Source organism: Actibacterium sp. D185-2 (assembly GCF_054954595.1).
The window spans coordinates 118,597-143,098 of record NZ_JBPWNX010000004.1 but is presented as its reverse complement, the minus strand read 5'-3'; the positions used below and the strand labels follow the sequence as shown (position 1 = coordinate 143,098).

The 24,502-nt window shown below is 65.5% G+C and carries 28 protein-coding genes; 12 read left to right on the top strand and 16 right to left on the bottom strand.

Annotated elements, in window-relative coordinates; all coding sequences use genetic code 11:
• Position 1 precedes the first annotated feature (1 nt).
• A complete protein-coding gene (locus ACSR1C_RS09335) occupies positions 2–922 on the bottom strand; it encodes a manganese-dependent inorganic pyrophosphatase (RefSeq protein WP_460259144.1) in 921 nt (306 codons plus the stop codon).
• 214 nt (positions 923–1,136) lie between these two features.
• Here ACSR1C_RS09335 and ACSR1C_RS09330 point away from each other — a divergent pair, with 214 nt between their 5' ends.
• The 3 genes from ACSR1C_RS09330 (at position 1,137) to ACSR1C_RS09320 (ending at position 3,825) form a co-directional block, all read left to right on the top strand.
• Positions 1,137–1,424: a co-chaperone GroES gene (locus ACSR1C_RS09330; protein WP_460259145.1), complete on the top strand. Its 288-nt coding sequence runs from the start codon at positions 1,137–1,139 to the stop codon at positions 1,422–1,424.
• A gap of 45 nt (positions 1,425–1,469) precedes the next feature.
• Positions 1,470–3,119: a chaperonin GroEL gene (gene groL, locus ACSR1C_RS09325; protein WP_054537970.1), complete on the top strand. Its 1,650-nt coding sequence runs from the start codon at positions 1,470–1,472 to the stop codon at positions 3,117–3,119.
• 187 nt (positions 3,120–3,306) lie between these two features.
• Positions 3,307–3,825, top strand: coding sequence for a GNAT family N-acetyltransferase (locus tag ACSR1C_RS09320; protein ID WP_460259146.1), 519 nt, complete (start codon positions 3,307–3,309; stop codon positions 3,823–3,825).
• Here the strand turns inward: ACSR1C_RS09320 and ACSR1C_RS09315 are convergent.
• Positions 3,822–4,274 (bottom strand): NUDIX domain-containing protein, encoded by a 453-nt coding sequence (locus ACSR1C_RS09315; RefSeq protein WP_460259147.1) that lies wholly within the window; start codon positions 4,272–4,274, stop codon positions 3,822–3,824. The two genes, ACSR1C_RS09320 and ACSR1C_RS09315, sit on opposite strands and share 4 nt — an antisense overlap.
• An 81-nt stretch (positions 4,275–4,355) precedes the next feature.
• On the opposite strand from ACSR1C_RS09315, the gene ACSR1C_RS09310 reads away from it, so the two are divergent.
• Complete coding sequence (locus ACSR1C_RS09310) at positions 4,356–5,186, top strand: DMT family transporter (protein ID WP_460259148.1); 831 nt, start codon at positions 4,356–4,358, stop codon at positions 5,184–5,186.
• Here ACSR1C_RS09310 and ACSR1C_RS09305 read toward each other — a convergent pair.
• The 3 genes from ACSR1C_RS09305 to ACSR1C_RS09295 are packed head-to-tail and all read right to left on the bottom strand — an operon-like array spanning position 5,183 to position 7,011.
• On the bottom strand, positions 5,183–6,262 hold the full coding sequence (locus ACSR1C_RS09305) for a 5-(carboxyamino)imidazole ribonucleotide synthase (protein WP_460259149.1): 1,080 nt from the start codon (positions 6,260–6,262) through the stop codon (positions 5,183–5,185). The genes ACSR1C_RS09310 and ACSR1C_RS09305 overlap by 4 nt on opposite strands.
• The gene (gene purE, locus ACSR1C_RS09300; RefSeq protein ID WP_460259150.1) at positions 6,255–6,743 is read right to left on the bottom strand and encodes a 5-(carboxyamino)imidazole ribonucleotide mutase; all 489 of its coding nucleotides are present in this window, start codon (positions 6,741–6,743) and stop codon (positions 6,255–6,257) included. The genes ACSR1C_RS09305 and purE overlap by 8 nt, the downstream gene beginning before the upstream one ends.
• A 46-nt stretch (positions 6,744–6,789) precedes the next feature.
• A complete protein-coding gene (locus ACSR1C_RS09295; RefSeq protein WP_460259151.1) occupies positions 6,790–7,011 on the bottom strand; it encodes a YdcH family protein in 222 nt (73 codons plus the stop codon).
• Positions 7,012–7,180: 169 nt separating this feature from the next.
• Here ACSR1C_RS09295 and ACSR1C_RS09290 point away from each other — a divergent pair, with 169 nt between their 5' ends.
• The 3 genes from ACSR1C_RS09290 (at position 7,181) to ACSR1C_RS09280 (ending at position 8,504) form a co-directional block, all read left to right on the top strand.
• Positions 7,181–7,594 (top strand): Hsp20 family protein, encoded by a 414-nt coding sequence (locus ACSR1C_RS09290; protein ID WP_460259152.1) that lies wholly within the window; start codon positions 7,181–7,183, stop codon positions 7,592–7,594.
• 21 nt (positions 7,595–7,615) lie between these two features.
• A complete protein-coding gene (locus tag ACSR1C_RS09285) occupies positions 7,616–7,843 on the top strand; it encodes a DUF1150 family protein (protein WP_460259153.1) in 228 nt (75 codons plus the stop codon).
• A 163-nt stretch (positions 7,844–8,006) separates the two neighbouring features.
• Complete coding sequence (locus ACSR1C_RS09280) at positions 8,007–8,504, top strand: cytochrome b (protein WP_460259154.1); 498 nt, start codon at positions 8,007–8,009, stop codon at positions 8,502–8,504.
• 63 nt (positions 8,505–8,567) lie between these two features.
• On the opposite strand, the gene ACSR1C_RS09275 is transcribed toward ACSR1C_RS09280, so the two are convergent.
• Entirely contained in the window at positions 8,568–10,637 is a 2,070-nt protein-coding gene (locus tag ACSR1C_RS09275; protein WP_460259155.1) for a bifunctional sulfate adenylyltransferase/adenylylsulfate kinase, read from the bottom strand.
• Between the two features lie 272 nt (positions 10,638–10,909).
• Positions 10,910–11,851 (bottom strand): thioredoxin-disulfide reductase, encoded by a 942-nt coding sequence (gene trxB, locus ACSR1C_RS09270; protein ID WP_460259156.1) that lies wholly within the window; start codon positions 11,849–11,851, stop codon positions 10,910–10,912.
• Between the two features lie 189 nt (positions 11,852–12,040).
• Here trxB and ACSR1C_RS09265 point away from each other — a divergent pair, with 189 nt between their 5' ends.
• On the top strand, positions 12,041–12,541 hold the full coding sequence (locus ACSR1C_RS09265) for an Lrp/AsnC family transcriptional regulator (RefSeq protein WP_460259157.1): 501 nt from the start codon (positions 12,041–12,043) through the stop codon (positions 12,539–12,541).
• On the opposite strand, the gene ACSR1C_RS09260 is transcribed toward ACSR1C_RS09265, so the two are convergent.
• The 5 genes from ACSR1C_RS09260 to lgt form a co-directional block, all read right to left on the bottom strand.
• A complete protein-coding gene (locus ACSR1C_RS09260; protein WP_460259158.1) occupies positions 12,538–13,332 on the bottom strand; it encodes a Hint domain-containing protein in 795 nt (264 codons plus the stop codon). The two genes, ACSR1C_RS09265 and ACSR1C_RS09260, sit on opposite strands and share 4 nt — an antisense overlap.
• Positions 13,333–13,621: 289 nt before the next feature.
• Entirely contained in the window at positions 13,622–13,756 is a 135-nt protein-coding gene (locus tag ACSR1C_RS09255) for a hypothetical protein (protein WP_460259159.1), read from the bottom strand.
• 183 nt (positions 13,757–13,939) lie between these two features.
• Positions 13,940–14,695 (bottom strand): peptidoglycan editing factor PgeF, encoded by a 756-nt coding sequence (pgeF, locus tag ACSR1C_RS09250; protein WP_460259160.1) that lies wholly within the window; start codon positions 14,693–14,695, stop codon positions 13,940–13,942.
• Positions 14,692–15,762: a class I SAM-dependent methyltransferase gene (locus ACSR1C_RS09245; protein ID WP_460259161.1), complete on the bottom strand. Its 1,071-nt coding sequence runs from the start codon at positions 15,760–15,762 to the stop codon at positions 14,692–14,694. Before ACSR1C_RS09245 ends, pgeF begins: the two co-directional genes overlap by 4 nt.
• Positions 15,759–16,619, bottom strand: a complete 861-nt coding sequence (lgt, locus tag ACSR1C_RS09240) for a prolipoprotein diacylglyceryl transferase (protein WP_460259162.1) — start codon at positions 16,617–16,619, stop codon at positions 15,759–15,761. The genes ACSR1C_RS09245 and lgt overlap by 4 nt, the downstream gene beginning before the upstream one ends.
• Positions 16,620–16,714: 95 nt before the next feature.
• Between lgt and ACSR1C_RS09235 the strand changes: the two genes are divergently transcribed.
• Both ACSR1C_RS09235 and ACSR1C_RS09230 read left to right on the top strand, forming a co-directional pair.
• Positions 16,715–16,963, top strand: a complete 249-nt coding sequence (locus ACSR1C_RS09235; protein ID WP_460259163.1) for an accessory factor UbiK family protein — start codon at positions 16,715–16,717, stop codon at positions 16,961–16,963.
• Between the two features lie 251 nt (positions 16,964–17,214).
• The gene (locus ACSR1C_RS09230) at positions 17,215–17,559 is read left to right on the top strand and encodes a cysteine rich repeat-containing protein (protein ID WP_460259164.1); all 345 of its coding nucleotides are present in this window, start codon (positions 17,215–17,217) and stop codon (positions 17,557–17,559) included.
• A gap of 104 nt (positions 17,560–17,663) precedes the next feature.
• On the opposite strand, the gene ACSR1C_RS09225 is transcribed toward ACSR1C_RS09230, so the two are convergent.
• Both ACSR1C_RS09225 and ACSR1C_RS09220 read right to left on the bottom strand, forming a co-directional pair.
• Positions 17,664–18,083, bottom strand: a complete 420-nt coding sequence (locus tag ACSR1C_RS09225) for a hypothetical protein (RefSeq protein WP_460259165.1) — start codon at positions 18,081–18,083, stop codon at positions 17,664–17,666.
• Between the two features lie 39 nt (positions 18,084–18,122).
• On the bottom strand, positions 18,123–18,434 hold the full coding sequence (locus tag ACSR1C_RS09220; protein WP_460259166.1) for an EF-hand domain-containing protein: 312 nt from the start codon (positions 18,432–18,434) through the stop codon (positions 18,123–18,125).
• A gap of 148 nt (positions 18,435–18,582) precedes the next feature.
• Between ACSR1C_RS09220 and ACSR1C_RS09215 the strand changes: the two genes are divergently transcribed.
• Together ACSR1C_RS09215 and ACSR1C_RS09210 are read left to right on the top strand one after the other, a co-directional pair.
• Entirely contained in the window at positions 18,583–19,299 is a 717-nt protein-coding gene (locus ACSR1C_RS09215; RefSeq protein WP_460259167.1) for a response regulator, read from the top strand.
• On the top strand, positions 19,296–20,627 hold the full coding sequence (locus ACSR1C_RS09210) for an ATP-binding protein (RefSeq protein ID WP_460259168.1): 1,332 nt from the start codon (positions 19,296–19,298) through the stop codon (positions 20,625–20,627). Before ACSR1C_RS09215 ends, ACSR1C_RS09210 begins: the two co-directional genes overlap by 4 nt.
• 2 nt (positions 20,628–20,629) lie before the next feature.
• On the opposite strand, the gene ACSR1C_RS09205 is transcribed toward ACSR1C_RS09210, so the two are convergent.
• Together ACSR1C_RS09205 and ACSR1C_RS09200 are read right to left on the bottom strand one after the other, a co-directional pair.
• Positions 20,630–22,381: a hydantoinase B/oxoprolinase family protein gene (locus ACSR1C_RS09205; RefSeq protein WP_460259169.1), complete on the bottom strand. Its 1,752-nt coding sequence runs from the start codon at positions 22,379–22,381 to the stop codon at positions 20,630–20,632.
• Complete coding sequence (locus tag ACSR1C_RS09200; protein WP_460259170.1) at positions 22,378–24,438, bottom strand: hydantoinase/oxoprolinase family protein; 2,061 nt, start codon at positions 24,436–24,438, stop codon at positions 22,378–22,380. The genes ACSR1C_RS09205 and ACSR1C_RS09200 overlap by 4 nt, the downstream gene beginning before the upstream one ends.
• Positions 24,439–24,502: the final 64 nt, after the last annotated feature.

The window sequence follows — 24,502 nt, the reverse complement described above, 5'->3', positions numbered from 1 at the left end:
TTCAGACCTTGAGGTTCGGAATGATCTGCTTTTTGCGGCTGACGACGCCGGGCAGAACCACGCTGTCGCCCTCGGCGGTGATGCCAAAGCTTTTCTCGGCCACGCTCTTCACCAGATCGTTGGGGATCAGCAGGGTCGATTCCTCGTTCAGGATGTCCACCACGAACAGCAGTACCTGATCGACGCTATCTTCGGCGGCGACGGCGGTCATGCTGTCCATCAGGCTGGCCTTGCGGTCCAGCACCGTGGCGGGCGAGGTGGTTTCCAGAACCGAAACCCGGAACTTGGTGCCGTCGACCGCGTATTCCTTGCTGTCCATGCGCAGCAGTTCGGCATCGGAAAAGGCGGAAATGTCGGATTTCGCCTTGAACATCTCGGCCGCATACTGGGCGATGTTCAGATTCAGCTCGCCGGCCAGTTTCACGGCCAGATCGCGGTCGATGTCGGTGGTGGTCGGGCTGCGGAATTCCAGCGTGTCCGACAGAATGCACGACAGCATCGCGCCCTTGATATTGTCGGGCATTTTGGCGGCGTCATCGCCCATCAGGTCGTGCATGATGGTGGCGGTGCAGGCCAGCGGCTTGATGACGATGTCGATCGGCTCTTTGGTTTCCAGCCCGCCGGTCAGCTTGTGATGGTCGATGATCTGAATCACATGCGCGTCGTTGATCGCGTTGGGCAGTTCGGCGGGGTTGTTGGTGTCGACGATCACCACATCTTCGTCGGCACCGATTTCGGAAATGATCTCGGGCTTGTCGAGGGCCCATTTTTCCAGCACGAAGGCGGCTTCGGTATTGGGTTCGCCCAGCAGCTTGGCTTCGGCGGGGGTGCCCTTGATTTCAGACAGATACCACGCCCAGATCAGCGGCGAGCCGGTGGAGTCGGTGTCGGGGGATTTGTGGCCGAAAACTTTGATTGTCATGTGCGATGTCCGGTTGGTTTCATGTCAATTCGGCGCCCTTATAGGGGTGGGGGCACGGCTTGTCACGGGGGCGCGGGCGTGCGGATTTCGCAGGTGGGCGGTTTTGCCCAAGTGGCTGTTGACTCGCTGCGCCGTGCCGCTTAGATCCAGCGCGTTAGCACTCGACTGAGGTGAGTGATAACGCTGGAAAAAACGAACCAAGGAGCGTTCCGAAATGGCATTTACTCCGCTTCACGACCGGGTTTTGGTCGAGCGCATTGAAGGCGACGACAAAACCGCCGGTGGCCTGATTATCCCCGATAGCGCAAAAGAAAAGCCCGCCGAAGGTCTGGTGGTTGCTGTTGGCGCTGGCGCCAAGGACGAAGATGGCGATCGCATTGCCATGGACGTCAAGGCCGGGGACAAGGTCCTGTTCGGCAAGTGGTCCGGCACCGAAGTCACCATTGACGGCAAAGAACTGCTGATCATGAAAGAAAGCGACATCCTTGGCCTTATCGCCTGAGCCGTCGCCCAACAAACCTAATTCAGACAACCAGGAGCAAGCAAAATGGCTGCTAAGGACGTCAAATTCGACACCGATGCCCGCAATCGTATGCTGAAGGGTGTTAACATCCTCGCTGATGCGGTCAAAGTCACCCTGGGCCCCAAAGGCCGCAACGTGGTGATCGACAAATCCTTTGGCGCACCGCGCATCACCAAAGACGGTGTGACGGTCGCCAAGGAAATCGAACTGGAAGACAAGTTCGAGAACATGGGCGCCCAGATGGTGAAAGAGGTTGCCTCTCGCACCAATGACGAAGCGGGCGACGGCACCACCACCGCCACCGTTCTGGCCCAGGCCATCGTCAAGGAAGGCATGAAATCGGTTGCCGCCGGCATGAACCCGATGGATCTGAAGCGCGGCATCGACCTGGCCACGGCCAAGGTTGTGGAAGCGATCAAGGCCGCTGCCCGCCCGGTGAACGATTCCGCAGAGGTTGCGCAGGTTGGTACGATCTCTGCCAACGGCGAAGCTGAAATCGGCCGTCAGATCGCCGACGCGATGCAGAAGGTCGGCAACGAGGGTGTGATCACCGTCGAGGAAAACAAGGGTCTGGAAACCGAGACGACTGTTGTCGAAGGCATGCAGTTCGACCGCGGCTACCTGTCGCCCTATTTCGTGACCAACCCGGACAAGATGATTGCGGATCTCGAAGACTGCATGATCCTGCTGCACGAAAAGAAACTTTCGTCGCTGCAGCCGATGGTTCCGCTGCTGGAATCGGTGATCCAGTCGCAAAAGCCGCTGCTGATCATTGCCGAAGACGTGGAAGGCGAAGCGCTGGCCACCCTGGTGGTCAACAAGCTGCGTGGCGGTCTGAAGATCGCTGCCGTCAAGGCGCCGGGCTTCGGCGACCGCCGCAAGGCCATGCTGCAGGACATCGCGATCCTGACCGGCGGCCAGGTGATTTCCGAAGATCTGGGCATGAAGCTTGAGTCCGTGACCATGGACATGCTGGGTTCGGCCAAGAAAATCACCATCACCAAGGACGAAACCACCATCGTGGACGGCCATGGCGAAAAGGCAGAGATCGAGGCGCGCGTTGCCCAGATCCGCACCCAGATCGAGGAAACCACCAGCGACTACGACCGCGAAAAGCTGCAGGAACGCGTGGCCAAGCTGGCTGGCGGTGTTGCCGTGATCCGCGTCGGTGGCATGACCGAAGTGGAAGTGAAAGAGCGCAAGGACCGTGTCGATGACGCGCTGAACGCAACCCGCGCCGCGGTGCAGGAAGGCGTGATCGTGGGCGGCGGTGTTGCTCTGGTTCAGGCTGGCAAGTCGCTCGACGGCCTGACCGGCGAGAACTCCGATCAGAACGCCGGTATCGCCATCGTGCGCAAGGCGCTCGAAGCGCCGCTGCGTCAGATCGCCGAAAACGCCGGTGTTGACGGTGCGGTCGTGGCCGGCAAGGTCCGCGAAAGCGCCGACCTGACCTTCGGCTTCAACGCGCAGACCGAAGAATATGGCGACATGTTCAAGTTCGGCGTGATCGACCCGGCCAAGGTGACCCGGACCGCGCTGGAAGATGCGGCTTCGATCGCCGGTCTGCTGATCACCACCGAAGCGATGGTTGCCGACAAGCCCGAGAAAGCCGGCGCAGCCGGTGGCGGCATGCCCGACATGGGCGGCATGGGCGGCATGGGCGGCATGATGTAAGCCTGCCGCAGGCTTTGAAATTGGGAAAGGGGGGCCTCGCGCCCCCCTTTTTCGTGACCGATGCATAATTTATTCGCAAAAGATTTGGTTTCCGCCCGCCGATGTAGTTTTCTTTGTTACAGGCTCTCCGTGTTGCTGAATTTTCTGTGCCACTGACCGCCGCGCCTGCATAGCCGTGGAGAATGACGTGACGACCCAACAGGATAGTGACCCCAGGAACATGAATTTGCGCCCGGTGACACAGCAGGACTGGACCGCGGTATCGGTTCTTCTGGATACCGCCTTTGATGGCCCGAGCGAGGCGCGGCTGGTCGATCGTCTGCGCCGCGAGGGGCATATGGCGATGGAGCTGGTGGCCGAGGATCACACCGGAATTCTGGGCTATGTCGCCTTCGCCGAAATGCTTGCGCCTGCGGGGATGTGGTCGCTTTCGCCGGTGGCGGTGCGTCAGGCGAAACAAGGCCACGGCATCGGCAGCGAGTTGATCCGCTATGCGCTGGACGAGGTGCGCAAATCGCATGACGCCCGCGCGGTTGTCGTGCTGGGCGCGCCCGAATATTACAAACGCTTCGGGTTTTCGCTGAAGGCGGCCGAGAACCTGACCACGCCGTTTTCCAAAAGCAACACGATGCTGTTTCCGATCGCGCCGGGAAGCGGGGGGATGCAGGCCGCGCTGAGTTATCCAGCCGCGTTTTCCGAAGTTTAACGCTGGATCGGCTCCAGCGGGTCATAACCGATCGCGCCGGGCGCGCCGAAGGCCACATCCGGCAGGCTGTCGGGCTTGAAGCGAATCGTGGACAATGCGGCGCGTGAAAAGAACCGCCGCTGGGTCACGATGCCTTCGGGGTCGCGCCAGCCGTCATCCAGATGGCCGGCCAGGATGGTGCAGCGAAAATAGACATCGACCTGATGGAACGTGCCCGCGGGGTCGTGAAATTCATTCACCAGACAGGGCGCGCCCACGGTGATGTGCAGGCCGGTTTCCTCGTGCACCTCGCGCGCCAGATTGTCGGGCAGCGACTGGCCGCGCTCGACCCCGCCGCCGGGGGCGCACCACAGATCGCTTTTGCCGCCGGGCCAGGCGTTGACCAGCAGCAGCCGGTCGTCCCGAAGGATCAGCGCGCGCACGGCAAGGCGGGGGGAAAGCTGTGTCATGGGCGCAGCTTGCCGAAACCGGCGCAGCGCGACAAGCGGAATGGCTTGCACCTGCCGGGCATCTCTCTGCATGGTCGGCCCATGCGCCTGTTCCTGCTGACCGCCCTGACCATGATCGCCTTTGCCGCCAATTCGGTCCTGAACCGGCTGGCGCTGGCCGATGGCGGCATCGGCCCGGCCAGTTTCGCGGCGATCCGGCTGGGCGCGGGCGCGGCGGTTCTGGTGGCGCTCAGCCTGGCCGCCGGGCACGGGGTCCGGCTGCTCGGCCGGCACCGGGCGGGCGGGGCGCTGTCGCTGGCGCTGTATGTGCTGGGGTTTTCCTTTGCCTATGTCAGCCTGCCCGCCGGGGTCGGCGCGCTGGTGCTGTTCGGCGGCGTGCAGATCACGATGTTCGCGGGTGCGGTGTTGTTGAAAGAGCCGGTTCCGCCGCAACGCTGGTTGGGGGCGGTGCTGGCTTTTGCCGGGCTGATCTGGCTGTTGTGGCCGGGGGGCGCGTCGGCACCGCCGCTGGTGGCCTGCCTGCTGATGGGGGCCGCGGCGCTGGGGTGGGGGCTCTATTCTCTGATCGGGCGTGGGGCGGCGGATCCGCTGCAATCAAGCGCCGCGAATTTCGTGCTGGCCCTGCCGGTGGGGCTGTTGGTGCTGGCGCTGTGGCCCGATGCGGTCAGTGTGCGCGGTGCGGTGCTGGCCGTGCTGTCGGGGGCGGTGACATCGGGGCTGGGCTATGCGCTGTGGTACGCGGTGCTGCCCCGGTTGGGGGCAGCGCGCGCGGCGGTGGCGCAACTGACCGTGCCGGTGATCGCGCTGGCCGGGGGCATGGTGTTTCTGGACGAGGCGTTGACCCTGCGCTTTGCGGTGGCCAGCGCGCTGGTGCTGGGCGGGGTCGCGCTGTCGCTGGTCCGGCGCGCCTAGCTGGCTGCCGGGCCCAGCCGCCGGTTCACATGGCCCATCTTGCGGCCCGGCTTGACCTCGGCCTTGCCGTAAAGGTGAAGCGCCACATCGGGCTGCGTGGCCAGATCCGGCACCAGATCCATATCGTCGCCGATCAGGTTCAGCATCTCGATATCCGAATGCCGCCGCCCGTCGCCCAGGGGCCAGCCCGCCACCGCGCGGATATGCTGCTCGAACTGGTCCACCACACAGCCGTTCTGCGTCCAGTGGCCCGAGTTGTGCACCCGCGGCGCGATCTCGTTTACCAACAGCCCGGCGGGGGTCACGAACAGTTCGACCCCCAGCACGCCGACATAGTCCAGCGCGTTCAGGATACGGCCCGCCAGCAGCACCGCATCGGTGCGCTGCGCCGCCGACAGCCGGGCGGGCAGGGTGGTGGTGTGCAGAATGCCGTCCTTGTGGACATTCTCGCCCGGGTCGAAACAGGCGACCGCGCCGTTCAGCCCGCGTGCGGCGATCACCGACACCTCATGGCTGAAGTCGACAAAGCCTTCCAGAATGGCCGGGGCGCCGGCCAGCGCGGCAAAGGCAGCGCCTGTGTCGCCGGGCACCATGATCCGCGCCTGGCCCTTGCCGTCATAGCCCATGCGGCGGGTCTTCAGGATGGCGGGCGTGCCCACGGCGGCGATGGCGGCGTCCAGATCGGCGCGGCTGTCCACGGGCGCGAAGGGCGCGATGGTCAGGCCCAGTCCGGTCAGAAACTCTTTTTCCAGCAGCCGGTCCTGCGACACGCGCAGCGCCTCGCGGCCGGGGCGGATCGGTTTCAGCGCCTCCAGCAGATCCAGCGCCGAGGTCGGGATATTCTCGAACTCATAGGTGATGACATCGACGCTGTCGGCGAAGGCGCGCAGCGCATCGGCGTCGTCATACCCGGCGGTTGTCACACGGTGCGCGACCTGACCGGCGGGCGGGGCGCTGCCGGGCTCGTAGATATGGCACAGAAAGCCAAGGCGCGAGGCCGCGACCGACAGCATCCGGCCCAGCTGACCGCCGCCCAGAATCCCGATCACCGCGCCGGGGGCCAGCATATCACTCATCGCTGGGCTCTTCGGGGATAGAGGCCGACAGGGCCGCGCGCCAGTCGTCCAGCCGCTGCGCCAGCGCCGGATCACCCAGCGCCAGAATGCCCGCGGCCATCAGCCCGGCATTGGCCGCGCCGGCCGCCCCGATCGCCATGGTCGCAACCGGAAAGCCCTTGGGCATCTGCACGATGGAATAAAGGCTGTCCACACCCGACAGCGCCTTGGTCTGCACCGGCACGCCGATCACCGGCACCCGGGTCTTGCTGGCCATCATGCCCGGCAGATGCGCGGCCCCGCCCGCCCCGGCGATGATCACCTGAAGGCCGCGCGCGACGGCGGTCTTGCCATAGTCCCACAGACGGTCGGGCGTGCGATGGGCCGACACGATCCTGGCCTCATAGGGCACACCAAGGTCGTCCAGAATATCGGCGGCAAGCTTCATGGTCGGCCAGTCCGACTGGCTGCCCATGATGATGCCCACTTTCACGTCCGTCATGCTGTCCTCGCTGCAAGAGAGGCGGCACTATAACCGGATCAGGGGCTTACGCAATAATGTCGGGGGTCAGTCGATCTTCGAGACTGGAAATGCGGTCTTTCAGCGTCAGCTTCTGCTTTTTAAGACGCCGGATCGTGAACTGGTCGGCCACGCCGCCCATATCCTCCAGCGCGCGGATCGCGTCATCCAGATCGCGATGTTCGCATCGCAGCACCTCCAGCTTTACGCGGAGCATGTCGTCGCTGTTCATCTCATTGGCGATGTTCATCGGCCCTCACGGCTGAGTCGGACAAGGGGCAGGACCATTAACATAGCGTTTTTCAGGGCTTCCGGGAAGGGTGGCCTTGCACAGCCCCGGCTGCTTCCCCATATCGGGATCAGGCCGCCGCATGACGGGGCCGAGGATTTCCCAGGTCGCTTGCTCAAGGACTTGCACGATGACAAAACTGACCCTTGCCTCGCATCCCTATCTTTTGGGTTTCGAGCAGCTTGAACGCCTTCTCGAACGGAACGCGAAATCCGGGAACGAAGGCTATCCGCCCTTCAATATCGAACAGACCTCCGAGCGCGGTTATCGCATCACGCTGGCCGTGGCCGGATTCTGTGACGCGGACCTGTCGATTACTGTCGAGGACCGCCAGTTGGTGATCCGTGGACGACAGGAGGACGACACCGGCGAACGTGTGTTCCTGCACCGCGGCATCGCGGCGCGCCAGTTCCAGCGCTCTTTCGTGCTGGCCGAAGGCGTCGAGGTCGCCGGCGCGACCATGGAGAACGGATTGCTTCATGTGGATCTGCATCGGGCCGCGCCCGAAACCGTTGTGCAGACGATCCGCATCGAAACATTGTAACGAGGAAAAAGGGGAAACGCGATGAACACCAAATACGATTTCATGCCCGAGGCCGAGAACAAGATCGTCTATGTGCGTCAGGTGGTCGTGGCCGACCTGCCCAAGGACGTGCAGGAACAGGCGATGGGCGCCGAGCGGATCTATGCCGTGCATGACGCGCAGGGCGAACGGCTGGCGCTGGTCAAGGACCGCAGCCTGGCCTTTATCCTGGCCCGCCAGCACGATCTGAACCCGGTCACCGTACACTGATCTGACGGCCCGGCCGAACCGGGCCGCTCTTTCTGCTTGCGGTACATTGACTTTGCGACCTTGCGTGGCGATTTACGCTACGTGAAGGGCGCGGCGGTGGATTGCATCACGCCGCGTCCCGCAGCCACCGGCGGTTCGGGTCTGCCGCAATGGAAAAATCACAATGAAGACGAGCGAAAGCTACAGCAAGCTCCAGGTTGCCCTGCGCTGGGGCGTCGTGGTGCTGATTGCGGTGAACTATGTCGTCAGCGACAACATGGGGCGCGCCTTGCAGGCGGTCCTTAAGGGCGGGGCCGTCACCGGCCTGACGCCGAAGATCCATGTCTATGTCGGTCTTGCCATACTTGCCCTTGTGGCGGTGCGGCTTGTGGTGCGTCTGATCCAGGGCGCGCCGGCCGCCGACGCGGCTGGGCCGGACCTTCTGAAGAAGGCAGTCGCAGCGGCGCATGGGCTGCTGTATCTGCTGCTGGTCGCCGTGCCCGTTCTGGGTGCCCTGACCTGGTTCGGCAGGATCGGTGTGCTGGGCGATGTGCATGTGGTCGCGATGAACGTGATGCTGGCGATCGCCGGTCTGCATGCGGCGGCGGCGCTTTACCACCATTACATCCTGAAGGATGGCGTGTTGCTGCGGATGATCCGCCCCGGACAGGCGCGCGGCTGACGCCGGAACGAAAAACGCCCCGGCGATGACCGGGGCGTTTGTCTTGTCGGGTCCGGTTGCGGCTCAGCCCGCGACCAGGCCCATCTGTTCGAGTTTCAGCAGAACCTGATGGGCGCAGTTGTCGACATCGACGCCTTCGGTCTGCAGCACCAGTTCGGCGTTTTCGGGCACATCGTAAGGGTCCGAGATGCCGGTGAACTCTTTGATCTTGCCTTCGCGCGCCAGCTTGTACAGCCCCTTGCGGTCGCGCTTTTCGCATTCCTCAAGGCTGGTCGCCACATGCACCTCGACAAAGGCGCCGTAGGCTTCGACATCCTCGCGCACCGCGCGCCGCGTCGTGGCATAGGGCGCGATCGGGGCGCAGATGGCGATGCCGCCGTTCTTGGTGATCTCGGACGCGACATAGCCGATGCGGCGGATGTTCAGATCGCGGTGCTCTTTGGAAAAGCCCAGCTCGGAGCTGAGGTTCTTGCGCACGATATCGCCGTCCAGCAGCGTCACCGGGCGGCCGCCCATCTCCATCAGCTTGACCATCAGCGCGTTGGCGATGGTCGACTTTCCCGACCCCGAGAAGCCGGTGAAGAACACGGTAAAGCCCTGCTTGGCCCGCGGCGGGCGGGTGCGGCGCAGCTCCTTGACCACTTCGGGGAACGAGAACCATTCGGGGATCTCCAGCCCCTCGGCCAGACGGCGGCGCAGCTCGGTGCCCGAGATGTTGAGCACGGTCACGCCCTCTTCGATCTCGTCGGCGGGCTCGTACTGGGCGCGCTCCTGCACATAGACCATGTGCTTGAACGGCACCATCTCGACGCCGATCTCGGCCTCGTGTTCCCTGTACAGTTCCTGCGCGTCATAGGGGCCGTAGAAATCCTCGCCCGCGCTGTTCTTGCCGGGGCCGGCATGGTCGCGCCCGACGATGAAATGGGTCACGCCGTGGTTGCCGCGGATCAGCCCGTGCCAGACCGCTTCGCGCGGGCCAGCCATGCGCATCGCCAGGCTCAGCAGGCTCATGGAGGTGGTCGCGGCCGGGTATTTGTCCAGCACCGCCTCATAGCAGCGCACGCGGGTGAAATGATCCACGTCGCCCGGCTTGGTCATGCCGACGATCGGATGGATCAGCAGGTTGGCCTGCACTTCCTTCGCGGCGCGGAAGGTCAGTTCCTGATGCGCGCGGTGCAGCGGGTTGCGGGTCTGGAACGCGACGACGCGGCGCCAGCCCAGCTTGCGGAAATAGGCGCGCAGCTCGTTCGGGGTGTCGCGGCGGGCCTTGAAATCGTAATGCACCGGCTGCTGAATGCCGGTGATCGGGCCACCCAGATAGACCGGGCCGGCATGGTTGTGCAGATAGTTGACCGCCGGGTGGGCCAGATCATCGGCGCCGAACACCTTTTCGGCCTCGCGCGCCTTGTTCGGGGTCCAGCTGTCGGTGACCGACATGATCGCCAGGATCACGCCTTCCTGATCGCGCAGGGCGATGTCCTGGCCGGGTTCGAGGCTGTCGGCGAAGGCCTGGCTGACATCCAGCGTGATCGGCATCGGCCACAGCGACCCGTCGGCCAGCCGCATGTTTTCCACGACGCCATCGTAATCGGCCTCGGTCAGGAAACCCTTCAGCGGGTAAAAACCGCCATTCATCAGAAGTTCAAGATCGCAAATCTGGCGCGGTGTCAGGTCCCAGCTGGGCAAATCGCCGGCTTCGTCCTTCAGTTTCAGCGCGCTTTCGTAAGACACGTAAAGCTCGGGGATGGGAGCGAGGTTTTTTTCCATTAGATAGGTCCTGTTTTTTAGCGGAACCAGCCCGCTGGTGGTACCGGTCAGTTCGGCGTGCAATGCGTTGTATTCGGCAAGTTTGCGGGCGAGAAATTGATCTGTGAGCCGTGCTTTTTCAGCCCCGCCCCGCGAGGTCAGCGCATAGGCGAACCTTTGACGCTTGTCCGGGCCGGAGCGTTCGCTGACCTTGATCAGACCCGCATCCGCCGCGGTGCGCAGCAAGGCATTCAGATGCCCTAGCGAAATGCCGATCGCGGCAGCCGTCGCGCGTTGCGATGCGTCTGGCGCTGTATCGAGCTGACGCAGAAGCCGGAAGAGCTGATCTTCCTCGGCCGATCTGGATTTGGTTACGGGCAGCGTCATTACAGGCGACTCAAAGTGTGTTCACCCGTGAACGCATCGCACGGATCGGGTGCGCGGCAAAGAATTAATTGTCCGGTGGGGGCGAAAATTCAGGCCGTTGCAATGCTGCAACGCAACATCCCCTTGGCCCCGTGGGGCAAAGGGAAGCGGGGCGCCAGCGACCCGAAACAGGCCGCGGTTTGCCCGCTGTGGTGAAACGGCCCTTGGGGGGTACCGGCAGCGTCGCATCCTGCCCGACGGCATTCAGGCGAAAGGCGTTGCCGGACAGGGGATCATTCCTGTTCGGCCAGCCACCGTTCGGCTTCCAGCGCGGCCATGCAGCCCATGCCGGCGCTGGTGACCGCCTGCCGGTATTTGTGATCGGTCAGATCGCCCGCGGCGAACACGCCGGGGATCGAGGTTTCGGTGCTGTCGGGCTTGGTCACCACATAGCCGCCCATGTGGGTTTCCAGCTTGTCCTTGACCAGTTCCGACGCCGGCGCGTGCCCGATGGCGATGAACACGCCCTTGCACGGCACCTCGGTAATTTCGCCGGTGTCCACATGTTTCGCGCGCACCGCTTCCACACCCATCGGGTTGTCGCTGCCGGTGATCTCGTCAATCGCGTGGTTCCACAACAGTTCGACCTTGGGGTTCTTGAACAGGCGATCCTGAAGGATCTTTTCCGACCGCAGGCTGTCGCGGCGGTGGATCAGCGTGACCTTGGAGGCGAAATTGGTCAGGAACAGCGCCTCTTCGACGGCAGTGTTGCCGCCGCCGACCACGACGACTTCCTGGCCGCGATAGAAGAACCCGTCGCAGGTGGCGCAGGCGGATACGCCGAATCCCTTGAATTTCTCCTCGGACGGCAGGTCCAGCCATTTCGCCTGGGCGCCGGTCGCAAGGATCAGCGCGTCGCAGGTATAGGTGGTGCCGCTGTCGGCGATGGCGGTGAAGGGGCGCTTGGACAGGTCCAGCGCGTTGATGTAGTCGGCGATGATCTCGGTTCCGACGGCGCGGGCGTGGGCCTCCATCTTGATCATCAGGTCGGGGCCCTGGATCTCGATCTCGCCGGGCCAGTTTTCCACCTCGGTGGTGATGGTCAGCTGGCCGCCGGGCTGGATGCCCTGGATCAGGACCGGCTCCAGCATCGCACGGGCGCCGTAAACCGCTGCGGTATAGCCCGCGGGACCCGATCCGATGATCAACAATTTGCTGTGCCGCGTTTCGCCCATGACTGACCCTTTCGAAAACCGTTCGCGCAGCATATAGCCACGCCGCGCCGCGCATGAAAGGGCGATCCCGCCGCAATGGCCCGCGCGAACCGATTTTCATAAAGTCGTCAAATGAATTGCTCAAGCGTGAAATAATATTGCGTCCAGCCCGGCCCGTGCATAGTATCTGCGAAAATTCCAGGAGCAGGCATGCAGGGTTCGAAACTCGATCCGATCGATCGAAAGATACTGGCCGAGTTGCAGGCCGACGGGCGCATGACCAATGTCGAGCTGGCCAAGCGCGTCGGCATTTCCGCGCCACCTTGCCTGCGCCGGGTGCGGACGCTGGAGGAGGCGGGCTTTATCCGCGGCTATCACGCCGATGTCGATGCGCGCGGGCTTGGCTTCGAGGTTCAGGTCTTCGCGATGGTGGGGTTGCAAAGCCAGGCCGAATCCGACCTGTCGGCGTTCGAGGAAAGATGCCGCAACTGGCCGCTTGTGCGCGAATGCCACATGCTGAACGGCGAGGTCGATTTCGTCCTCAAATGCGTGGCGCCCGATTTGTCCACCTTTCAGCGGTTCCTGACCGAACAACTGACCGCAGCCGACAATGTGGCCAGCGTGAAAACCTCGCTGGTGATCCGGTGCGCCAAGGACGACCCCGGCGTGCCTTTCGACGTGCTGGAGGCGCGGCTGGGCAAATCGTCCTAGGCGACGTTCAGCCCTTCGTATTCGAAGGCGGTCAGGCGTGGATGCGGCATCGGGCCGAAATCGGCGATGCTGCGGGCATGCGGGAACAGACCCAGGAACAGATCCCAGGTGGCCTTGTCCATCATCGTGTCGGCGCGGTCGCCGGGGTGAAAGCTTTCGACCTCGATCCCGTTGGCGCGGATGATGTGCTGGCCATGCAGCGCCAGATGATAGACCCGGACCGGGGTGGCGGGTTTGACCGAAATCATGCTGGTGCCATCGGCGAAGGCACGGGCCGGGGCAAAGGCCGCCGGGGTGCCGAACATGGTGACGCAGCCGGAATGCCGGAACAGAAGGCGCGCGCGCGGGCCAAGCATCAGATCAGACATCGGCCGGCCCAGACCGAACGTGTCGGCCGTGATCCGGGTCAGGCGCACGTCATCCTCGTTCAGGCCGGGCAGGCTGGGAAACACCATCATCGATCCCACCCACAACAGCTTTTGGGGACCGGCATCGGCGGTCAGGAGGTCCATGCCGGGGATCAGGTCCTCGATCGCGACGGGCCCCTGGAGGGTGGCGATCAGCGTTCCGCGGGCAAAGCTGGCGCAGGCGGATTCGAAATCCGGCGTGGCGGGCGCGACAGTTGAGAAATCGACATGACGGCCGACGGGTGTCAGACCGGCAACTTCGTATCGGCGCGTAAGAGGCGTTGCGCGCGAAGGTTGCCGGTCCGACGTGACCGTCGAGAGAGCGGGCAGAGCGGCCCGGGGACCCGCCGCGAAACCAGCGGCAGGGAGGCGAGGGTGCGACATGCGAACAGTCCTTCAGGTCCGGTCACATCTGCATCGGCCCCCACCGAAAACTTGCAGACGAAATAATAACTAACCCGGATTTGCCTTATTTCCCGGGGGGCTGTCAAAGGAATCTCATCTTTGCCGCCGGGCCGCCGGGCAATCCCGCTTTTGTGCGTGGTATTGTTTCGCGGCGACGGCCAGTTCTGCCACATTTGCCCAAAGCCGCCAGCGAATCAAAAACCCCCCGTGCCGGTCAGCACGGGGGGCGAAAAAATCTGTCGGGGCCGCAAGCGCCGGTGGGCGAAGGTCAGGCGCGGGCGGCGTGCATGGCCTTGGCCGGTCGGGCGCGGGTCGGGCGCGTGCCGCGGGCCCAGGGCAGGGCGGCGGTTTTCTTGGTGCTTTCTGCCAGAATCGAGGTCATCCAGCGGCGCTTCGTTTTCATCTCACACACTCCCGTTCTTCCGCCAGGCCGCCCGTGATGGGCGGGCCTGTATATTTCACATGTCCTTTGGCCGTGACCGGCCTCATTGCGTAATCTGGCGCGGCAATGGGGCGGTGCTGTGACGCGGAATGTGTCCTTTCGCGGTCATCATGCGGTGGAATTGTGGCGAACGGTCCGGTGCGCCTAAAGCCGGATCACCGAAATCAGGCGGCCGTAATCGGCCTCGCCCGCATGGGTGGCGCGGCGATAGGAAAAGAATCGGTCGGGGTCGGAATAGGTGCAGTGGCGGGTCCATTCGGCCTGTCCGATCCCGGCCGCGCGCAGTCGGTGCAGCCCGAAGGCGGGCAGGTCGAACAACATCCTGTCGCCCGTGCCGCCGGCGAAAAAGCGGCTGTTGTCGGGGTCATCGGCCAGGAAGGCATCAAGGAATTCGGGGCCGACCTCATAGGCACGCTGGCTGATGCAGGGGCCGATCACCGCCACCGTGTCGGCCCGATCGGCGCCCAGCGTCTCCATCGCGTCCAGCGTCGCCTCCAGCACCCCGTCCAGCGCGCCGCGCCAGCCGGCATGGGCCGCGCCGATCACGCCGGCCCGTGCGTCGGCGAACAGCACCGGCTGGCAATCGGCGGTCAGAATCGCCAGCGCCACGCCCGGTGTGGCGGTAACGGCGGCATCGGCGCGGGGCTTTTGGTCCAGCGGCCCCTGCACATGGGCCACATCGGCGGAATGAACCTGATTGATATGGATCAGCGTCTCTAGGCCGACCTCCATCGCGTCGGCCACGCGGGTGCGGTTGATCTGCACCGCCTCGGCCAGATCCGTTGAACCGGGCCCGCAGTTCAGCCCGTGAAACACCCCCGAAGACGCCCCGCCGCGTCGGGTGAAAAATCCGTGGCGCAGCGGCAACAGCGCGTCGGAGGTCAGAATTTCCAATGTCATGGCGCGAATCCCGGTGGGGTTGGCGCGCCCCTGGGCAACAGGGCGAGCGTTTTGAAGAGCGTTCCCATTTCCTGCGGGTGGGTCAAGCGGCGATGCGCGGCGACGTGGCTTTCCAGCGCCGGACCGCTCAGATCGCGGGCCAGGGCCAGGGCCTGGGCGCGGGCGGTGATGCCCAAGCGTTCCAGAAACACGCCTTGCGGGGTCAGGGGCGCGTGGGTCACGCCGGTTGCGGCCTGTGCCAGCGCCTCGAAATCCACATGGGCGGTCAGATCGGCCTCGCCCGGCATGGCCAGCGGATCGACGGGTTGATGCCGGTGCAGCGCCTGAAACGTGTCGCCCAGGGAATGCCAGCCGCCATAGTCGATGATCAGCGCGCCGCCGCCCTGCGCCGCGATTCGGCTGGCGATCTCGGCCATGACCGGGGCGGCGGCGGGGCAGGTTTCCACCACATCGCCTGGCCGCGTGTCGGCCAGCCGGTGGTCCAGCGCCGCGATCGGGGCCGGTGCGGACAGGCCGAACCGCAGCGCGCCGTCGCGCACCGCCACCTGCCGTTCGCGCCAGCCCTTGGCGTCGCGCTGGAACTGGCGGATCGGCAGGGCGTCGAAAAATTCGTTCGCGACCAGAAACAACGGTGCCTCGGGCAGATCGGCGGAATGATCCAGCCAGATCACCGGCAGATCGCCCAGCGTGTCGCGCTGCACACGGCGCAGGGTCGCCGATGCCTCGACCAGATGCAGCCGCGCGGCGGCGTGAAATCCCGGAACCGCGCGCGTGACCCGCCAGATATCGGCCATCAGCGTGCCGCGCCCCGGCCCGATCTCGACCAGGGTAAACGGCGCGGGGGCCCCCTGATCGAGCCAGATTTGCGCCAGGCACAGGCCTACCATTTCGCCGAACATCTGGCTGATCTCGGGGGCGGTGGTGAAATCGCCGTCCGCCCCGAACGGATCGCGGGTGGCGTAATAGCCGTGCTGCGGATGCAGAAGGCATTCGGCCATGAAATCGGCCAGGGTGATCGGCCCGGTGGCGGCGATGCGGCGGGCCAGGATATCGGCCAGCGGGGTCACGCCCGGCGCCGCGCAATCAGGATCAGAGCGATCCCCAGCGCGACCATCGGCAGTGACAGCAGTTGACCCATGGTCACGCCGACCCCATGCCAGTGCAGCGCGAATCCGATCGGGTTGTCGGGGCTGACGAACTGAAAATCCGCCTGCCGGAAATATTCGACACAGAACCGCGCCAGACCATAACCCAGAAAGAACGCCCCGGCGGTCTGTCCCGGCACCCGCAGCCAGCCCCGGCGATAGACCAGATAAAGCAGCACAACCCCCAGCAGCAGCCCCTCAAGCCCGGCCTCGTAAAGCTGCGAGGGGTGGCGCGGCACGCCCGCCGGATCGGTCGGAAAGATCATCGCCCAGGGCACATCGGTTTCGCGGCCCCAAAGTTCGGCATTGACGAAATTGGCCAGCCGGCCAAAGAACAGCCCCGGCGGCGTCGCCAGCGCCAGCGCGTCCGCCGCCGACATCAGCACCACGCCCTGTTTGCGGCAAAACAGGATCAGCGCGACCATCACCCCGATCAGCCCGCCGTGAAACGCCATGCCGCCATGCCACAGCATCGGAATTTCCAGCGGGTTCTGCAAATAATAGCCGGGCTTGTAGAACAGCACGAAGCCCAGCCGCCCGCCCAGGATCACGCCCAGGATCACCCAGGTCAGCAGTTCCTCGACCTGTGTGGCCGTCATCGGTGCCCGCGCGCCGGGCCACAGCCGGTCGGTCCTGACCAGCCGCACCACCAGCCGCCAGCCCAGCAGCAGCCCCACCATATAGGCCAGCGCGTACCAGCGCAGCGCCAGCTCGAAACCGAAGACCGAGATCGAAAAGATCTCGGGGCTGATATCGGGATATTTCAGGATCGCTTGCATGTCTGCCTCTTGCCCGTTGCCCGGCGGCGAAGTCAACCTTGAGCTTGCCGCCCCCGAGGCCCATATAGGGAAGGAGTGTAACGCCGGAGGGGACAATGCAGACCCGCAACAAGTTTTTCGACGATATGTCCCAGCTGATGACCAACGCCATGGGCGTGGCCCAGGGCGCCAAGGACGAGGCCGAGACCGCCTTCAAGGGGATGGTCGACCGCTGGCTGGCGGATCGCGATTTCGTAACGCGCGAAGAATTCGACGCCGTGCGCGCCATGGCCCAGAAAGCGCGCGAAGAAAACGAGGCGCTGAAGGCCCGGATCGCGGCGCTGGAAGACGACGCAGACGCCTGAGGGGCGGTCGATTCGATCAGACAGGCCGCGTCCGGCGGGGCGCGCCTTTTGCGTTCTGACTTTCGTTCGGGCGGCGGAGAATCCGCGCGTTACCAGAAATTACATTGCGCACATCAAGGATCACGCTGCGGCTGCTAGCCCATGGGCATATCGGCGCGGGTTGCGCCGATCCAACGTAAGCCCGGGGCCCAAGGCCCCTTGTCCCGCTCACGGAACGGCCCCGGGCTTATTCATCATGAACGGAGCGAATGATGTTTCATATTCCAAGAAACCTTGCCGCCGCCGCCGCGGTGGCCCTGCTGGCTGCAAGTGCGGTGCCGGTCCATGCGCAAAGCGGCACGATGCCCGAGATGACCAGCGAACAGCGCAGCCAGATGCGCGCCATCGGCCGCGCCTGCCGCAAGGACATCAAGACCTATTGCGCCAACGCCCCGCGCGGCGACGGTGGCATTCTGGCCTGTCTGGAGGCGAACGCCGCGCAGGTGTCCCCCGACTGCACCACGATGATCCCGCAGGCCCAGGCGCTGCTGGCCGAGCTCAACGGCACCACGACCGAAACCGGCGAAACTGGCGAAGCGGCGACCACCGGCAACTAGGGTGTGCGACGGTTTCGAACTCTCGACACGAAAGCCCCGCGGCCTTGAAGGGCGGCGGGGCTTTCTTTTGGTGCGGTTCCCGGGCCGGGATCGGGGCCCCGAAATCAGGGATTGACGCTCAGCCAGCGGGTGCGGTTGACGCTGCGCCCGTTGCTGCCTTCGGTCGTCACCGTCTTGGTGCCGGTGCCATCGGCATAGCTGCGCTGGGTGGTGCTGCTGACGCTGTTATTGGCGCCCGACGCGGTGGCCGATTTTTCGCAGCTTGCGCCGCCGGTGCCGGTCGTGGCGCAGGTGGTGGTGCTGTTGTGGGTGACAGTCTGGCCGCTGTTGGTGGTGGCGGTGCCGCTGCTGGTATAGGTGCCGGTCGCCGCGTCATAGCTGCCGGTGCTGTCGCGGGTAACGCCGCGGCCGTTGCTGCCCTGGATCGTGGATGAGCGGCTGATGCCGTCGGCCAGGGCGCCGGTGGCCGTCAGGGTCAGGCACAGGGCGGCGCCAAGGGCGGGGATAAGCGGGGTGCGGGTCATTGTGGTTTCTCCTGTCTGTGGGGCTGGGGTGGGATTGGGTCAGTGGGCGACGCCCAGAACCGCGCGGACTTCGCGGGCCTTGGCGCGGATTTCCTTGCGGGTGATCATGTCATCGCCATCGGCGTCGATCACGTCGAAGCCCTGTACGAAATTCTGCACGAATTCCGTTTGGGTCAGGGTTCCGTCGCCGTTGGCGTCGAGCATGGCAAACCGGGCGGTGGCCATGTTCACCACCTCGGTCTGCGAGATTTTGCCGTCGTCATCGGCATCCACCGGCATCATGGTCTGCGCGGCGGCGGTGCCGGCGATGACGGTCAGCGCCAGCGCCAGGGGGGACAGTTTGATCGGCATCGGGTCCTCCATCGGGTGTCTTTCGATGGGGTCAACATGGCGTGTGCGCGTAAGCCGGGAATTTGCGGTGTGAAACGCTTTGTAAAGAATTGTAAGTGGGCGCTGTGGCATCTTCCGGCGGGGCGGGGCGCTGCTGTAGGCTTCGGCCATGGAGTTGAAACAGCATATCGCCATCGTCGAGGACGAGCCCGAGATCCGCGCCATGGTTGCCGCCATGCTCGAGGAAGAGGGATATGCCGTCTCGCCGCTGTCGGGCGGGGCCGAGCTTGACCGCCTGCTGGCGCGCGCCAATCCCGATCTGGTGGTGCTGGATCTGATGCTGCCGGGCGAGGACGGGCTGTCGATCTGCCGCCGGCTGACGGCGCGGGGCGGGCCGCGCATCCTGATGCTGACCGCGCGCGGCAGCGATATCGACCGGATCGTCGGGCTGGAACTGGGCGCCGACGACTACCTGCCCAAACCCTTTAACCCGCGCGAGTTGCTGGCGCGTGTGCGCGCGGTGCTGCGGCGTGGTCACGCGCCCGCCGGGCCGGACCGGCAGATCGCCGAATTCGCCCACTGGCGGCTTGATTTCAGCGCCCGCACCCTGACCGAACGCGCCACGGGCCGGCATGTGGACCTGTCGTCCGGGCAATTCGACCTGCTGGCCTTTTTCGTGCAGCATCCGGGCCGGGTGCTGAACCGCGATCAGCTGCTCGACGGCACCCGTGGCCGCATGACCAACCCGTTCGACCGGGCGATCGACGTGCAGGTGTCGAAGCTGCGCCGCGCCTTGGGCGACGATCCGGGCCGCCCGCAGGTGATCAAGACGGTGCGCGGCGGCGGCTATATGCTCAGCGTGCCGGTGCAGCGGGGCCTGGCATGAGGCGGCTGGGCCTGACCGGGCGTCTGATCCTGCTGCTCGGGCTGGCCTTCGTGTCGCTTCAGGGGATCATGACCACCGCCTATCTGACCGAGCGCCGCAGCGCCGCGCCTACCGATCTGTGGCTGCCCTATCCCGATCAGCTTGCCGCGATGGTGGCGCTGTTCGAACAGGCCGATCCGGCCGGGCGCGACCTGCTGCTGCGCGCCTTCAGCGATGGCAACCTGTTGCTGCGGATCGCGGCATCGGCCCCGGAAACCGCCGGGGTGGCGGGTGATCTGGGCATGCCCGCCGCAACCGCCCGGCTGCGCAGCTATTCGCAGGTTTTCAAGGGGCGCGCGGTCAACGTGGCCGTCGCCGCCGATTACGCCGATACGCCCTTCGCCCGCCTCCGGGGCTTCATGAATCCGGGGCGGGTGCGGGTCAGCGTTGCGCTGGACGACGGCACCTGGCTGGTGCTGCAGCGTCAGGGCGGCGGCACCCTGACGCTGGGCGGGCTGCCGGTCGGGCAGGTGGGCGGGTTCATGGGCACATTCGTGGCGTTTCTGGTCATTTTCGCGGTCTGGCGCGAGATGCGGCCGCTGCGCCAGCTGCGCAGTGCCGCGGCCGAGTTCGGCGACAGCCTGCTGCCGCGCCCTGTTCCGCCCACGGGGGCCGCCGATCTGCGCGAACTGATCCTGGCCTTCAATGCGATGCAGGGCCGGATCGCGCGGCTGGATCAGAACCGCACCGACATGATCGCGGCCATCGCCCATGACATCCGCACGCCGCTGACCCGGCTGCGGCTGCGGCTGCGCGGGCTGGACCCCGGATTGCAGGCCGACGCCGAGCGCGACATCGAAGAGATCAGCCGCATCTCGGACGAAGCGGTGCGCTTTGCCACCGCCGGGCTGGCCACGCTGGATCAGAAGGTCGATCTGGCGCAACTGCTGCGCGGGCTGGCGCGGCATGACGCGGTGTTGGTCCGGATCAACGCGCCGCTGGGCGGCACCGCGATCACCGGCAATTCCGAACTGATGGCGCGATGCTTCGACAATCTGGTGTCAAATGCGATGCACCATGCCGATCGGTGCGAGGTCACCCTGACCGCCCGGCCCGGCGCGCTGGTGGTGACGGTGGACGATGACGGGCCGGGCATCGCGCCGGGCGACCGGATGCGGCTGCTGCAACCGTTCGAACGCGGCGAGGCATCGCGCAACCGGGCCACCGGCGGCACCGGGCTGGGCCTGGCGCTGGCCGACCGGATCGTGCGGCGCCATGGCGGTCAGCTGCATCTGGAACAGGCCGATCTGGGCGGGCTGCGCGTGCGGCTGGTGTTCGCGTCGGTCTGACCTTAGCCCCGGTTGGCCTGCGCGCGCCGCCGCGTTGTGGCGTCGTGGTCGATTGCCAGCGGCGCCCCGGTCAGCACCACCCCGAACCCGTCGCGGGCCTGATCCGCACTGCACCGGCCCAGCCGCACGTCTTCCAGCACCGCCTCGGGCGCGCGGGTGAACGGGTCGCCATAGCCGCCACCGCCCGGCGTGCGCACGTGCACCCGGTCGCCGGGCTGCAACGCGATGTCCTGTTCCTTTGACAGATGCGCGGGCGTATAGGCCACGCCACCGCGCCAGACGGTGACCTCGTTCACCGCGCCGTCGCCGCCGCCCAGCACGCCCTGCGGGCCGAAGCGGCCATGATCCATCACGAAACTGGCCCGCGCCGCGCCGCGGCGCAGCTCCAGCGCGTAATCGAGCCCGAACCCGCCGCGATGCCGCCCCGTGCCGCACGACCCTTCGCGCAGCGCGTAATGGTGGTACAGCACCGGAAAGGCCTGCTCCATGATTTCGACCGGCGGGGCCTTGGAAATGCCGATGGTCGAGCAGCCGTTGCTCAGCCCGTCGTGATCGGCATTGCCGCCATAGCCGCCGCCCGACAACTGATACATCACGAAATCGCGCCCCGTGGCCGGATCGTGCCCGCCCAGTGCGAAATTGCCGCTGGTACCGGCGGGCGCGGCGGTGACGCGGTCGGGCAGGGCGGGGACCAGGGCGGCGAACACCGCCTCGGCGATCCGCTGGCTGACCTCGGCGGCACAGCCCGACACCGGGCGCGGATAGCGCGCATCCAGAAAGGTGCCCGCGACCCCGGTCACCTGTAACGGCTCGAACGCGCCGGCACTGATCGGCACTTCGGGGAAGATGTGACGCATCGCCAGATAGACCGAACTGAGCGTGGTCGCCAGAACCGAATTCATCGGCCCCGTGCAGGGCGCGCTGGAGCCGGTGAAATCGAAATTCAGCGTTTCGCCGGCGCGGGTCACGCACAGGCGGATTTCCAGCGGTTCATTCACCACGCCGTCGCTGTCGATCCAGGCGGTGGCCGGATAGCGGCCCTCGGGGATGTCGGCGATGAAGCTGCGCATCTGCGCCGCCGCCCGCTGGCGCAGCTCGGCTATGGCGTCGCGCACTGTGTCGTCGCCATAGCGATCAAGCAGGGCGTTCAGCCGCTCTTCGCCCACCATCAGCGCGGCGGCCTGTGCTTTGACATCCCCGATCCGTTGATCGGCCACCCGGATGTTGGAACAGATGATCGCATAGATTTCGTCGTCCAGCACACCTTGCTTGAACAGCCGAACGGGCGGCAGGCGCAGCCCTTCCTGTTCCACACTGGTGGCCGAGGCCGAAAACCCGCCGGGGACCGCGCCGCCGGTATCGGGCCAGTGGCCGGTATTCGACAACCAGCAAAAGATTTCGCCGTCCCGATAAAACGGCCGGGCAAAGCGCACATCCATCAGGTGGGTGCCGCCCAGATAGGGGTCGTTGACGATATAGATGTCACCCGGTTGCGGCGGCACGGCGCGGCCCTCGGCGATCATCTCGATCAAGGTGCGGGTCGAATACTGCATCGTGCCGACAAAGACCGGCAGCCCGCCCGCGCCCTGCGCGATCAGCGCGCCGTCATCGGCGGCATAGATTCCGTCCGAGCGGTCGTTGGCCTCGGCGATCACGGGGGAAAAGGCGGCGCGCGAAAAGCTCAGGTCCATCTCGTCGCAGACCTGTTGCAGGCCGGCCTGAATGACCGACAGGGTGATCGGGTCGATACTCATGCTGCACCTTTGATCGTGATGATGATGTTGCCGTCCGCGTCGCCGGTGGCCACGTCGCCCGGCTCGATCAGCACGGTGGTGTCCATCTGCTCGACAATGGCGGGGCCGGTCAGGGCGAAATCGCGGGGCAGGTGATCGCGCCAGTAGACCGGCGTCGTGTGCCATGTGCCATCGAAAAAGGTCTGGCGCGTCTCGGTCTGTGCTTCGGCCAGCGTCGGTTTGCGCCCGGCCGGGTCGATCAGCGTCGACAGATCCAGCGCCGCGCGTTCCCCGATGACCGAACAGTTGGCATTGACCACGGTGGCGCGGATCTGGGCCAGCTCGACCCGGAAGCGGCGGAAATAGGTTTCCTCGAACCGTGCGCGCAGGCTGTCGCGGTCGATCCGGGGGCCGTCCAGCGGCACCCGCAGCAGATGGGTCTGGCCGACGAATTGCATATCGACGCTATAGAGCCGCTTCAGGGTGCGGATCTCGATGTTTTCCTTGCCGATCAGCGCCTCGCCTTCACGGGTCTGGTGGGCAAAGACATCGTGCAGGCGGGCCATGTCCAGCCCCTCCAGCGGGGCGTTCAGCGTACTGACGAAATCGTGCCGCAGATCGGCCACGACGCAGCCCAGTGCATTGGTGATGCCGGGGCGGCAGGGCACCAGCACGCGCGGCACCCCCAGTTCGCGCGCCAGCGCCGTGGCGTGCAGCGGCCCCGCGCCGCCAAAGGCCAGCAGCGCGAAATCGCGCGGATCCGCGCCCAGCGACACCGAAACCATGCGGATCGCGCCAGCCATCTTGATATTGGCCAGCCGGATCACGGCCTCGGCCGCGCCGGTGGCATCCAGCCCCAGTTCCGCGCCCAGCCGATCCTCGAACGCGTGGGCGACATCGGCCACGCTTATCCCGCCCTCGACCGATTTCAGCTTGGCCGGGTTCAGCCGGCCCAGCAGCAGATTGGCGTCCGATATCGTGGGTTCGGTCCCGCCGCGCCCGTAACAGATGGGCCCCGGCACGGCGCCCGCGCTGTGCGGCCCGACCTCCAGCAACCCCGCCGCGTTGACCCGCGCGATCGAGCCGCCCCCCGCGCCCACGGTGCGCACATCGACCATCGGTACATGGATCGGCATGGCATATTCAATCTCGATCTCGTTCGACACCGACGGTTCCGCCCCCCGGATCAGCGCCACATCGGTCGAGGTGCCGCCCATGTCATAGGTGATCAGGTCCGACATTCCCGCCCGCCGCCCGGTATAGGCCGCCGCCATCACCCCAGAGGCCGGGCCGGACATGACGGTTTTCGCGGCCTCGCGCGACACCAGTCGCGACGACACCATGCCGCCATTGCCGTTCATCACCAACAGCTCGCCACCATACCCGCCCTGTTCCAGCTCTTCGACCAACCGGCGGATATAGCGTTCCAGCAAGGGCTGGACCGAGGCGTTGACGGCCGCGGTCACCCCGCGCTCGAACTCGCGGCTTTCGGACAGCAGGGCGTGGCCCATCGTGATGTGATCGTTGGGCCAGAATGCGCGCAATATCTCGGCGGTGCGCAACTCATGCGCGGGGTTGGCATAGGCGTGCAGGTAATGCACCACGACCGACACGCAGCCCGCCGCCAGCAGCGCCCGGCCGGCATCGGCCACCGCGGCCTCGTCCAGCGGGGTGACGACCTGACCGGCGGCGTCCATCCGTTCGGGCACGTCCAGCCGCAGGTCGCGCGGGATCACCGGCGTGAATTCACCCTTCATGCCATAAGGGTGCGGCCGGGTGCGGCGGCCCAGTTCCAGAACGTCGCGGAACCCGGCGGTGGTGATCAGCCCGGCGCGGCTGAGCTTTCGCTCCAGCACCGCGTTGGTGGTGGTGGTGGTGCCGTGCACGATCAGATCGATGGCGCGCAGATCGGCCCCGGCCTCGTCCAGTGCGGCCAGAACCCCGAAGGCCTGATTGTCCAGCGTGCTGGGCACCTTGGCCAGCCGGACCTGGCCGGTGGCCTGATCCAGCAGGATAAGATCGGTGAAGGTGCCGCCGACATCGACGCCCACAATCTGGCCTGTCGCTGATCCGCCCATGAGTCGCATGTCCTTTTGCGATGAGAAACTGTTGGTGTGCAAATGATTTGTCCGTGCCGGGCAA

Coding starts and splice junctions, on each gene's coding strand:
- ACSR1C_RS09335 (WP_460259144.1), bottom strand. CDS start 922: ATGACAATCAAAGTTTTCGGCCACAAATCCCCCGACACCGACTCCACC.
- ACSR1C_RS09330 (WP_460259145.1), top strand. CDS start 1,137: ATGGCATTTACTCCGCTTCACGACCGGGTTTTGGTCGAGCGCATTGAA.
- groL (WP_054537970.1), top strand. CDS start 1,470: ATGGCTGCTAAGGACGTCAAATTCGACACCGATGCCCGCAATCGTATG.
- ACSR1C_RS09315 (WP_460259147.1), bottom strand. CDS start 4,274: ATGACACAGCTTTCCCCCCGCCTTGCCGTGCGCGCGCTGATCCTTCGG.
- ACSR1C_RS09310 (WP_460259148.1), top strand. CDS start 4,356: ATGCGCCTGTTCCTGCTGACCGCCCTGACCATGATCGCCTTTGCCGCC.
- ACSR1C_RS09305 (WP_460259149.1), bottom strand. CDS start 6,262: ATGAGTGATATGCTGGCCCCCGGCGCGGTGATCGGGATTCTGGGCGGC.
- purE (WP_460259150.1), bottom strand. CDS start 6,743: ATGACGGACGTGAAAGTGGGCATCATCATGGGCAGCCAGTCGGACTGG.
- ACSR1C_RS09295 (WP_460259151.1), bottom strand. CDS start 7,011: ATGAACATCGCCAATGAGATGAACAGCGACGACATGCTCCGCGTAAAG.
- ACSR1C_RS09290 (WP_460259152.1), top strand. CDS start 7,181: ATGACAAAACTGACCCTTGCCTCGCATCCCTATCTTTTGGGTTTCGAG.
- ACSR1C_RS09285 (WP_460259153.1), top strand. CDS start 7,616: ATGAACACCAAATACGATTTCATGCCCGAGGCCGAGAACAAGATCGTC.
- ACSR1C_RS09280 (WP_460259154.1), top strand. CDS start 8,007: ATGAAGACGAGCGAAAGCTACAGCAAGCTCCAGGTTGCCCTGCGCTGG.
- ACSR1C_RS09275 (WP_460259155.1), bottom strand. CDS start 10,637: ATGACGCTGCCCGTAACCAAATCCAGATCGGCCGAGGAAGATCAGCTC.
- trxB (WP_460259156.1), bottom strand. CDS start 11,851: ATGGGCGAAACGCGGCACAGCAAATTGTTGATCATCGGATCGGGTCCC.
- ACSR1C_RS09265 (WP_460259157.1), top strand. CDS start 12,041: ATGCAGGGTTCGAAACTCGATCCGATCGATCGAAAGATACTGGCCGAG.
- ACSR1C_RS09260 (WP_460259158.1), bottom strand. CDS start 13,332: ATGTCGCACCCTCGCCTCCCTGCCGCTGGTTTCGCGGCGGGTCCCCGG.
- ACSR1C_RS09255 (WP_460259159.1), bottom strand. CDS start 13,756: ATGAAAACGAAGCGCCGCTGGATGACCTCGATTCTGGCAGAAAGCACC.
- pgeF (WP_460259160.1), bottom strand. CDS start 14,695: ATGACATTGGAAATTCTGACCTCCGACGCGCTGTTGCCGCTGCGCCAC.
- lgt (WP_460259162.1), bottom strand. CDS start 16,619: ATGCAAGCGATCCTGAAATATCCCGATATCAGCCCCGAGATCTTTTCG.
- ACSR1C_RS09235 (WP_460259163.1), top strand. CDS start 16,715: ATGCAGACCCGCAACAAGTTTTTCGACGATATGTCCCAGCTGATGACC.
- ACSR1C_RS09230 (WP_460259164.1), top strand. CDS start 17,215: ATGTTTCATATTCCAAGAAACCTTGCCGCCGCCGCCGCGGTGGCCCTG.
- ACSR1C_RS09225 (WP_460259165.1), bottom strand. CDS start 18,083: ATGACCCGCACCCCGCTTATCCCCGCCCTTGGCGCCGCCCTGTGCCTG.
- ACSR1C_RS09220 (WP_460259166.1), bottom strand. CDS start 18,434: ATGCCGATCAAACTGTCCCCCCTGGCGCTGGCGCTGACCGTCATCGCC.
- ACSR1C_RS09215 (WP_460259167.1), top strand. CDS start 18,583: ATGGAGTTGAAACAGCATATCGCCATCGTCGAGGACGAGCCCGAGATC.
- ACSR1C_RS09210 (WP_460259168.1), top strand. CDS start 19,296: ATGAGGCGGCTGGGCCTGACCGGGCGTCTGATCCTGCTGCTCGGGCTG.
- ACSR1C_RS09205 (WP_460259169.1), bottom strand. CDS start 22,381: ATGAGTATCGACCCGATCACCCTGTCGGTCATTCAGGCCGGCCTGCAA.
- ACSR1C_RS09200 (WP_460259170.1), bottom strand. CDS start 24,438: ATGGGCGGATCAGCGACAGGCCAGATTGTGGGCGTCGATGTCGGCGGC.